The following is a 9,818-nucleotide window of genomic DNA, read 5'->3' as shown; positions in this document are numbered from 1 at the left end:
GTCCACCTTGGCCACGCGGAGTTTGTGGGTCCCCGTTGGCTGGCGGGGGCTTTCCCAAAAATCAAACCAGCGGAAGGATTGGGCGCTCTGATAGGAATGGATGTCGGGAAGGTTGCGCACGATCCTGATCTCGTGGGGATACCAGCCATGCCCGGTGTGGCAGTGGTCGTAATCGCACCAAAAATGCTTGTAGCGAAAAAGCAGCCCCTCCACCCGGTGATCGTCCAAAAGCTCGGCACAGCGTTGCTTGATGCGGGGCAGGTCCGCTTCATGGACCACCTCGTCACTTTGCAGATAGAAGAGCCAGTCGCCGCTGCAGGACTGCATGGCGATATCTGTCTGCACGGAATGGACCATGCCCCCTTTCAGCCACTTTTCCTCCCACTCGGTGTCGATGATCCTGATCCTGGGGTCGCCAATGGCCTCGATCGCCTGGCGGGTCATGTCATCCGGATCACCTTTGCCCACGGCGATCACGAATTCGTCGCAGATGGTAAGGATGGACAAGATCGATTCCACCACGGGGTAATAGAGCTTGATCCCGTTGCGCACAAAGGAAAATCCGCTGATCTTCATTGGTTTTCACCGGGATGGAATTGCATGTTGTAGAGCTTCTGATAGCGTTCACAACTTTGCAGCAGTTCGTCATGCCTGCCCGTGCCGACGATCTTCCCGTGCTCCAGAACAACGATCCGGTCTGCCTTGAGCACCGTGGAAAGCCTATGCGCAATCATGATCACGGTCCGGTTCTGGGTGGCTTCATCAATGGCCTGCTGCACAAGTTTCTCGCTTTCGGTGTCCAAAGCGCTGGTGGCTTCGTCAAAGATGAGGATGGGCGGATCACCCACGATCGCCCGGGCTATGCACAGCCGCTGGCGTTGACCGCCGGAAAGGTTGGCGCCCTTGGTCTGGAGGATCTCGTCAAACTGGCTGGGAAAGGCGAGGATGAATTCCTCCGCGTGGGCGATCCTGGCGGCCTTGCGGACCTGATCGTCGGATACCTCTTCCAGAGTGCCGTAGGCAATGTTTTCCCGGATGGATTTGGTGAACAGAACGCTGTCCTGGGTCACCACTCCAAACAACCGGCGCAGATGCGCCAGCTTGATCTGGCGGATGTCGATGCCGTCCATTTTGATCTTGCCTTCCTTGACATCATACATCCGGTTGAAGAGGTTGGCCAGGGTGGTCTTCCCGCCTCCGCTGGCGCCCACAAAGGCGATCTTTTCCCCCTTGCGGATCGTGAGCGATACATCCTGCAAAACGGGTTTGGAGGCTTCATAATGGAAGCCGACCCGCTCGAAGACGATATCCCGGATGAAATCGGGTTTGTCGATGGCGTCGGGCGCGTCCTGGATCGTGGATTGCTGGTTCATCACCAAAGAGATGCGGCCCAGGGAGACCATCGCCTTTTTGATCTCGGTGTAGATCTGGGTGAGCGTTTTAAGCGGATGCAGCATGGAAAAGAGGGCGAAGAGGAAGGCGGTGAAATCGCCCAGGGAAAAGGTCGAGCCGGGCTGCAGGATCATCCTCCCGCCAATTACGATCACCACCACGCCGGTGAGGGTGGTGTTGATCTCGGAGATCGGCAGGTTCATCGCGGAATAGGTCTGGGCCTTTTTCCACAGTTTCAGGTGGGTGCGGTTGATCCGGCTGAAGCCCTGATATTCGCTGTCCTCGCGGCGGAAGGCCTTCACGATCTTCATGCTGTTCAGGGCTTCCTCCACGGTGGAGAACATCGAGGATAACTGTGCTTGGATGCGGCGGGAATATTTCTTGATCTTCCTGCCCAAAAAGCCCACCAACAGGGTGAAGGCCGGCAAAACAACGATGCTGTAGGCAAAGAGCCGCGAATTCAAAAGCAGGGCGATGCGCATGTAAACCAGGATCGTCACCAGGTCCCTGATCCCCTCCAGCAAAGATTTGATGAACTGCTCGCTGACGATCTCCACATCGTTTACCATGCGCACGATCGCGTCACCCACCCGGTTTTGGTTGTAAAATTCCAGCGACTGGTTCATGTAGCGCCGGAACATCATGTTGCGCACGTCCCGGATGGTGTTTCCCCGCAGCCGGACGAACAGGACCCGCTGGATGAAATAAAAGAGGTTCTTCAGCAGGATGGTGACCACCACAAAGCCGCAAAGTACATAGAGCAGGCTCAGGGAATCGGTCCTGAGCATGATCTCTTTCAGGCTTTCCCAGAAAGGCGCCAGGTCGCCCAGGCTCTTGATGGCAAAGATGTTTCCGCTGGAGGAAATGAACTGGCCCCAGGCCACGCCGACGGCGCTGAGGAAGGAAGAGGGATCATGATAGATAAGCCCGGTCTTGTTCGGATTGAAAACATAGTCGAAGAGCGGGATGACCAGGGTGATGCTGATCCCGCTGAACAGGGCGAAAAACAGCATCGCCACCAAGCCCGTGACCAGGATGTGCCAATACCTGAACATCATCCGGTAGATCTGGATGAGATCGCTCCAATTTCCTTTGTGGCTCTTTTCTTTACTCATAGGTTGCGCAATAAAAAAATGCCAGCGAAAGCTGGCAAGTAAAATTGTGGCACGCCCTGAGGGATTCGAACCCCCAACCTTCTGATCCGTAGTCAGATGCTCTATCCAATTGAGCCAAGGGCGCGCAACCAAGCCACGTTCCCAAACCCCGCTTTTCTGTCAAGAACTATATGTTCCACGTGCTTACTTAATAATCATCTGCTGATATTGGTTATTGATTTCCCCAAGATTATCCCAACGCGGGCATTAATGAAATAAATCTTGACTTGAGAATTGACGCTCGCACAATGGCTGGCAAGAAATACAAGGGAGGTTCAAAGATGAAACTGAGGTTTCTGGGCCATTCGGCCTTTGAGGTGAAGACCGGTTCAGGGCACACAGTCCTGATCGATCCCTATCTGGACGACAATCCGGTGGCGGCGGCCAAATCCGGACAGGTGGAAGCGGATTTCATCATCCCCACCCACGCCCATGGCGACCATCTGGGCGACACTTTCAAGATCGCCCAGCGCTGCGGCTCACTGATCATCTGTGTGGCTGAACTGGCGGGATACTGCACCCGCAAGGGCTTCAAGGCCCATGCCATGCAGATCGGCGGAGCGCGTGACTTTCCCTTTGGCAGGCTGAAATTCACACCCGCCTGGCATGGCAGCAAGACCCCGGATGGCGAATATGCCGGACTGGCCGCGGGGATACTGCTCTGGGTGGATGGAACCTGCATCTACCACGCTGGCGATACGGGCCTCTTTTACGACATGAAGCTGATCGGGGAAATGAACAAGGTGGATTACATGCTTGTGCCCATCGGCGATAATTATACCATGGGCATCGACGACGCGGTGAAGGCCGTGGAGTTCGTCCGGCCCCGCGTCGCCATCCCCATCCATTACAACACCTGGCCTGTGATCGAGGCCGATCCGCAAGTCTTCGCGGATAAGGTGGAAGCCCTGGGGGCCTCCTGCCTCGTCCTCAAACCGGGAGACTCTGTCTGACTATTTTTTCAGCGCTTTGAGCGCGCTCGCGTAATCCGGTTCGTGGGTGATGTCATCCACCAGTTCGCGATAGGCCACTTTGCCGGAGGCGTCGATTACGATCACCGCCCGGGCCAGCAGGCCGGCCATGGGCCCGGAGACCATTTCCAAGCCGTAGTCTTTACCAAAATCACGGTTGCGCAGTTCGGAGAGGGTGAGCACCTTGTCGATGCCCTCCGCGCCGCAAAAACGCCCCAGGGCGAAGGGCAGGTCGCGCGAGACGCAGAGTATCACGGCCTTCTTGGTCTTGGCCGCCTCGGCGTTGAATTTGCGCACGCTCATGGCACAAACCGCGGTATCCACGCTGGGAAAGACGTTCAGAAGGATCTTCTGGCCATTGAAATCGGCCAGGGTCTTGTCGCTCAGGTCGTTGGCGGTCAGGACGAAATCCTTCGCCCTGCTGCCGATCCGGGGCAGCGGACCGGATGTTTTTACGGGGTTTCCTCTTAGTTTTGTAGTTGCCATTTATCTATCCTTTGCTTGTATTGTTTTATGAGAAATAATAAGCGGCGGCAGAATAAATCCAAATCCCCCTTTTCGGACATACCTCTGATCTTGATCTCAGAACAAGCCTTCGTCCCTTTTCCTCGGTGGTATTCCGCTTGAACACTCAGCTTACACATCCCGTACTTTATTCGGGATGTGTAGGGCGAGATTACAATGGGCAGACCGGGTTGGAAAAAGGGCCAAAGTAAAACCAGTCCTGGGTTCATGGCCGGGGAAGCCATAATCCCGGGACTGGCATAAACGGGGAAATCAGCAGATCAGAGGAAGAACAGCTTGATGACGATGGCGATCAGGAGGCTGGAATTGATCGCCAGCCAGATCTGCAGGCGAGCGTTGGCCTTGCGGACCTCTTCGCGGTTGCCCAAGGCTTTCTTTTCCAGGCGCACGATGAGGTTTTCGATCGTCTCGAGCTTATCCCCGGTCTTGTCAAATTTCCGGATGTCGTTGTTGTGGTTCAAATTGCGCTTCAAATGATTGGCAAACTGCCAGGCGATGGGTATGAAGGCTGGCAGGAGCTTTTTCAAAGTTATTCCTATCATGTGAGTCCCATCCTGTTTAGAATTTGTAGCCAACGTTGCCATAAAGCGTACCGGGCAGCACGGCGTGGGTGGTATAGGCAAGGTCGACGACGATGCCCTGCACGTTCAGGCCGATGCCGGCGTTCCAGGTGGCGGGATTGGAATGAACCCCGAATCTCAGGCTCAGGGGTTCGAAGATGTGGTATTCGACGCCGCCCATGAATTCGGTTTCCTTGGCAAAGTCTTTTTTGACCTCGATGCTGGTGACGACCCGTTCATAGGGGATGTAGGATATGCCCAGGGCAAGTTTGCTGGGCAGGGGATGCTGGTTGGTGTCGCCCATCGTGGTCTGATTGAGGTTGCTGACGCTGAAGCCGAGTTTGGTGCGGCCATGCAGAAAGGCGGTGGCGCCGAGGTCGATGCCCAGGGCCTGGTCCGTTTCTTCATCCGCCATTTGGAGGCGGTAGTAGTTCAGGGCGTAGCCGAAACTGATCTGGGAATGGATGTCGCTCTGCAGGTCGAAGGCGTGGCCCGCGCTCCAGATCTGTTCGCTGAGGAGCGATTCGTCGGCAAAATCCACGTCGAACATCCGCGCTCCAAAAGCCAGGGTCCCCAGCTTTTTGGGAAGCTGGACCCCGACGGCGGCGGTCTTCACCTGGGAGAACGGCTGGTTGTAAAGATTGCTGAAGCCAACCTGCGCCTCGTATTTGACGTTGATCAAACCGGCGGGGTTGAAATAGAGGGCATTGACGTCATCGGCCACGCTGGTATAAGCTCCGCCCAAGCCTCGCGCCCGGGCCGAGGGGATGTAATCATCAAAAACGGCAAGCAGAAGAGCTGCCTGGATCAGGATGAGACCAAGAACAAAGTATTTTTTCATGATGCTTTCCTTCTGTCACTCATTTCATTGCGGCTTTGACGACAATGGGTTGCACGGTGTTTTCCTTGGCGCCGGTGCTGCGCTCGATCACCTCAAGATGGCAATAATACAATCCGATCGGCACCCGGCGCATATTGGAATCGCGCCCGTCCCACTGGATGCTTTCGATGCCCAGGGCGTTGCTGATGTTCCTGTTCACGGGAGTTGCCACCAGCCGTCCCTGCGCGTCGTAGATGCGCATGATCGCCTTGACGTTGATGCCGGTGGCGGAAGATTTGCAGCCGTATTCGATCGTCAGCTTTTCGTTCAGCTCCGGATTGAAGATGTTCTTGGAGTTGTTGGGGTTGGTGATGTTCAGCCAGGCAATGTTGCGGCGGATCGCGGTGAGCAGCCTGCCGTTGTTGATCGCCTGGATCGGAGTCGTGTCATAGGCGAAGGCCAGCAGTTCGATGAGCGTTTCCCCATAACTGGTGGGCGTCAGCAGCAGCTTGATCAGGACCTCGTCATCCACCTCGGAGATGATCGGTTCCTGGGACACGTAGCTGATGTCGATCGTATCGCCGTGGGCGGAAACGGTGTATTCCGGAAGGAAGGCGGATAGGGTGCCACTGCGGTCCAAGCCGTTGAACAGGACCTTGTCCGGATCGATCCTGATCTTGGCGGACCAGGAGGAAACGTACCATTCGGGCTTGATCCTGGAGGTCAGGATATTCACGGGCACTTCGGTGTCGATCTCAGCGTTGGTCGTCTGGACCTTGACGATGGCGTTGGCAACAGTGTCCTCCTGCACCAGGTCCGTCAGCTCGCGGGGATTGATCGCGTAATAGTCAAAGGAGAAATCAACCACACCCTGGATGCGGGCCCAGTTCTGGCCTACATTCATTGCCGGCCAGGAAAATCCACTGCGGGGAAAACACTGGTCGTCGACCTGGCAGGCACCGGTTCCGTCATTGACGTAGAACTCGTTGTAGTTGTTGGGTGTGTTGGTGATGTTCACGTTCTCAACCTTAACGAACACGCTTTCCCACTGTTCTCCAGTGGTCGCGTTGGTCAGGTCGCCAGTGTTGATCAGGGTCGCGGGTGGCAGGGGATTTCCCTGGCTGATCACCTGAAATCCGGTGGTGGGTGACATCTCGGTGAAGTTGTAATATTCCGTGATCGTACCTGTCACCTGGACCTTGTCGCCGCGCTGGGGGAAATATTGGTTGGTGAAGATCAGTAGCCCGCTCCAAGGGCCGCCCTCGGGATCGGAAATCACAAATCCGCGGTTCGTGGTGCTGGTTCCCGTATAGAAAGTCTCCGCCACCACGATCCCTTCGACTGTCACAACACTTCCTGAATAGGGGGAATTGCCGTTGGGCGCGGTGGTGTACTGGACATCATAACAGGTCAGGACCTGGGCCGCGAGGCCACCAGCCAGCGCCAGGACCAAAACACTCAGGAAAAGATTTCTCATCTATGGCTCCTTGTTTAACAATTATCGTCTAAAGGGAGTGGCTCAGGTTTCGCGTCCGCGGCCTTTTTCTCCCGGATGAAGATCAGATCAACGATCAGCAGGCACATGCCAATGAAAATAGCGCTATCCGCCACATTGAAGACGGGAAAGCGGTCCATACCCGTGATCAGGTTGGGAATGTCGACGCTGATGAAATCTGTGACAGCGCCGAAGATGGGACGGTCGATCAGATTGTTGCCAATGGCGCCGCCCAGGACCAAACCGAAAGCGACGACCTGGATCCTGTGGGTGGCGTGATGCAGCAACCAGATGATAAAAATTATGGCCAGCACGGAGGTGGAAATGAAGAAGGCCTTGTTCCAAAGAGGATTGGGAAGCGAGATGCTGAAGGCCGCGCCGGTGTTCATCAGATGGCAGATCTGGAAGGTGTCGCCAAACAGCTTTTCCCCCACGGTGATCCATCCGCCCTCAGGAATGAGGCTGCGGATGAGTATCTTGGTGGCCTGGTCCAAAGCGACCACGGCTCCCATGATGATATAGGCGGGATAGGTCTTGAGCTTGGTCATTTGCCTTGTTCTACTTCTTCTGCCGGCGTTTCTTGTCTTCCATCTTTTCCATGCAGGAAATGCAGTATTTGGCATGGGGGATCATCTCCAGACGCGTTTCGGCAATGTTTTCCCCGCACATCTCGCAGATCCCGTAGGTGCCGCTGACTATCTTGTCCAAAGCATCCCGGAGCAGGCGGATCTTCTCGCGTTCGCGCTCCATCATCATCACGGTTTGTTCCATCAAGTTCGTGTCCGAACCCTGATCCGCCTGATGATAGGAATAGGAGGAGAGATCGCCGCTGCTTTCGCGGGCCCCGATGCGTTGGTCCTTGTTTATGTCATCAACGTAGGCAACACTTTCCTTAAGCTCGTTCTGGATCAGCTCTTCAAACTTCTTGAGCTTCTGCGGTGACATTGGCTTAGCCGCCATTGCTTGCTCCTGTAATACAATCATTTAAATCGAATTTTCCAGTTATCTGACCGGGCATCTTGTGTCAACAAAAATATCCGCGCTATGCCCCGTCCAGGCTGGAGATGAAATCTGCTATGATGCCCGTGAGATCGGCAGACGCCTTGTCCGCGTTGGCCCGGATCTCTGACTGGGAGTGGGCTTCGCTGTGAAAGAGGTTGCTGTAGTTGGTCACGATCGATATTGCGAGGACCTTCAGGCCAGCGTGCCTCGCGGCGATAACCTCCGGAACGGTGGACATGCCCACCAGATCAGCTCCCCAGACAGCGAAAGCGGCGCACTCAGCCCGGGTTTCCAGGCTGGGACCGGTCACCCCGATGTAGACGCCCTGCTGCAGAGTGATCTGCTTTGAGGCGGCAATGTCCAGGCACAGCTTCATGTAGCCGGGGTCATAGGGATCGTTCAGGCTGGGAAAGCGTTCGCCCAGGCTCTCATCGTTCTCGCCCAGGAGAGGGTTCGTTCCCATGTGGTTGATGTGGTCTTTGAGCAGGACTATCGACCCGGGGACAAGATGTTCCCTCAGGCTGCCGGAAGCATTGGTTACGATGAGGGTCTCCACTCCCAGACAGGCCATGACGCGCGTGGGATATACCACCGCGGACATTGGATGCCCTTCGTAAAAATGGAATCTTCCCTGCAGATATAAAACCGCCTTTCCGCCCAATTCGCCCAGGATGAGGTTGCCTTTGTGCGTTGGAGCGGTGCTGCCCACAAATCCGGGGATCTCGGAATAGGGGATGGAGCAGAGGACCGAGCCTTTATCGGCAATGTCATTGAGCCCCGTGCCCAAAATGATCGCCACCTTGGGAAGCTTTGGCAACCTGTGTTTCAGCCACTCGGCCGTCTGGCGATGGGAACCGTTCATGAGATCTGATTATCCTCCACGGGCGGCTTGGCATTGGGGTTTATCTCTTCCTTGATCTGCTTAAAATCGGTATCCAGGAGTTGCTCGGTCTCGCGGGCCAGGAGCGGGTCTTTCTCAATGCGGTCCTGGAAGGTCTGCAATTCGCTTCTGAATTGCATCAGAAACTGCCTTTTCTGCTCCTTGATCTGGATGTATTGCTGCTCCAGGGCGCTCAGATACTGCTTGGCTTCCTGGATCGCCCTTTTGGCCTTGAGTTCCGCCTCATGGATGATGTTCTCCGCTTCCTTGCGGGCGTTGGCAATGATATCCGCCTTGGTCTTCTCGGCAAAGACCAAAGTTCGGCTGATCAGTTCCTCGCGGCGCTTGAGATCTTCAACCGCGCTGCTGGCCTGGATCGCTTCCTGCCTCACCTCCACCTGCATCTGGTCGCGGCGCTGGATCTCTTTCTCCTGCCGGCGCTGGTAATCTTCCATTTCGCTGGCCAACTGCTCCAGAAAATTCTTCACTTCCTTTCTGCTATACCCGAACATCGCTCCGGAAAACTCCTGATGGCGTATGTCTGTGGGATATAAAGACATCTTTCCTCCCAAACTCTATACTGTACTGATAAGTAAACGCGCGATAATCTGGATCAGCAGCATTGCCACCACGGGCGAAAAATCCAGTCCCATCCTGGGCATGATCCTGCGGATGGGGCCCAAAACCGGTTCCGTGGCCCTGATCAGCCAGATATACAACTTGTTGTTGTAAGGGTTCTGAACAAACCAGCTCATCAATACCCTGACCAGGATCAGGATATTGTAAAGCTGGAGCAGCCTGACCAAGAATTCAATAATGAGTGGCATGGCTCAATCCAAAACTTCGTGGCAATTGCGGCAGCGGGCTTCATAGGCCTCGGTGCTGCCCACCAGGATCTGTTCGCCTTTGTGGACCGTGCGTTGGGTACGGTTGGCGGGATTGCCGCATTTGACGCAGATGGCCAGGTTTTTGGTCACGTATTCGGCGATGGCCAGAAGCTGGGGCATGCTGGCAAAGGG

13 protein-coding genes and 1 tRNA gene are annotated in these 9,818 nt (G+C 55.4%); 1 reads left to right on the top strand and 13 read right to left on the bottom strand.

What is annotated here, in order from left to right:
• The 3 genes from K0B87_08375 to K0B87_08365 all read right to left on the bottom strand — a co-directional run.
• Nucleotides 1–576 (bottom strand): hypothetical protein (locus K0B87_08375; protein MBW6514755.1); only part of this gene is annotated, 576 nt, incomplete at its 3' end.
• Nucleotides 573–2,507, bottom strand: a complete 1,935-nt coding sequence (locus K0B87_08370; GenBank protein ID MBW6514754.1) for an ABC transporter ATP-binding protein/permease — start codon at nt 2,505–2,507, stop codon at nt 573–575. The genes K0B87_08375 and K0B87_08370, both read right to left, overlap by 4 nt.
• 47 nt (nt 2,508–2,554) lie before the next feature.
• Nucleotides 2,555–2,631 (bottom strand) — tRNA-Arg (locus K0B87_08365).
• Between the two features lie 196 nt (nt 2,632–2,827).
• On the opposite strand from K0B87_08365, the gene K0B87_08360 reads away from it, so the two are divergent.
• The gene (locus tag K0B87_08360; GenBank protein MBW6514753.1) at nt 2,828–3,499 is read left to right on the top strand and encodes a metal-dependent hydrolase; all 672 of its coding nucleotides are present in this window, start codon (nt 2,828–2,830) and stop codon (nt 3,497–3,499) included.
• Here the strand turns inward: K0B87_08360 and tpx are convergent, their stop codons facing one another.
• The 10 genes from tpx to K0B87_08310 form a co-directional block, all read right to left on the bottom strand.
• The gene (gene tpx / locus K0B87_08355; GenBank protein ID MBW6514752.1) at nt 3,500–4,003 is read right to left on the bottom strand and encodes a thiol peroxidase; all 504 of its coding nucleotides are present in this window, start codon (nt 4,001–4,003) and stop codon (nt 3,500–3,502) included.
• A gap of 299 nt (nt 4,004–4,302) precedes the next feature.
• Nucleotides 4,303–4,569, bottom strand: a complete 267-nt coding sequence (locus K0B87_08350; GenBank protein MBW6514751.1) for a hypothetical protein — start codon at nt 4,567–4,569, stop codon at nt 4,303–4,305.
• Nucleotides 4,570–4,600: 31 nt separating this feature from the next.
• Nucleotides 4,601–5,443 (bottom strand): hypothetical protein, encoded by an 843-nt coding sequence (locus K0B87_08345; GenBank protein MBW6514750.1) that lies wholly within the window; start codon nt 5,441–5,443, stop codon nt 4,601–4,603.
• A 19-nt stretch (nt 5,444–5,462) separates the two neighbouring features.
• Nucleotides 5,463–6,899, bottom strand: coding sequence for a hypothetical protein (locus tag K0B87_08340; GenBank protein ID MBW6514749.1), 1,437 nt, complete (start codon nt 6,897–6,899; stop codon nt 5,463–5,465).
• A 14-nt stretch (nt 6,900–6,913) separates the two neighbouring features.
• Entirely contained in the window at nt 6,914–7,465 is a 552-nt protein-coding gene (lspA, locus tag K0B87_08335; protein MBW6514748.1) for a signal peptidase II, read from the bottom strand.
• A 10-nt stretch (nt 7,466–7,475) separates the two neighbouring features.
• Nucleotides 7,476–7,877 carry a TraR/DksA C4-type zinc finger protein gene (locus tag K0B87_08330; protein MBW6514747.1) on the bottom strand — a complete coding sequence of 134 codons (402 nt, stop codon included), beginning with the start codon at nt 7,875–7,877 and terminating at the stop codon, nt 7,476–7,478.
• Between the two features lie 82 nt (nt 7,878–7,959).
• Nucleotides 7,960–8,781 (bottom strand): purine-nucleoside phosphorylase, encoded by an 822-nt coding sequence (locus tag K0B87_08325; protein ID MBW6514746.1) that lies wholly within the window; start codon nt 8,779–8,781, stop codon nt 7,960–7,962.
• Nucleotides 8,778–9,359, bottom strand: coding sequence for a DivIVA domain-containing protein (locus K0B87_08320; GenBank protein ID MBW6514745.1), 582 nt, complete (start codon nt 9,357–9,359; stop codon nt 8,778–8,780). Before K0B87_08320 ends, K0B87_08325 begins: the two co-directional genes overlap by 4 nt.
• A 15-nt stretch (nt 9,360–9,374) precedes the next feature.
• Nucleotides 9,375–9,626 carry a YggT family protein gene (locus K0B87_08315; GenBank protein ID MBW6514744.1) on the bottom strand — a complete coding sequence of 84 codons (252 nt, stop codon included), beginning with the start codon at nt 9,624–9,626 and terminating at the stop codon, nt 9,375–9,377.
• Between the two features lie 3 nt (nt 9,627–9,629).
• The coding region (locus K0B87_08310; GenBank protein MBW6514743.1) for a thymidine kinase at nt 9,630–9,818 on the bottom strand (189 nt) is incomplete at its 5' end.

Origin of the sequence: Candidatus Syntrophosphaera sp. (genome assembly GCA_019429425.1) — a bacterium.
GTDB lineage: Bacteria > Cloacimonadota > Cloacimonadia > Cloacimonadales > Cloacimonadaceae > Syntrophosphaera.
The sequence above is the reverse complement of the archived record's forward strand: the minus strand, read 5'-3'. Positions and strand labels throughout refer to the sequence as shown.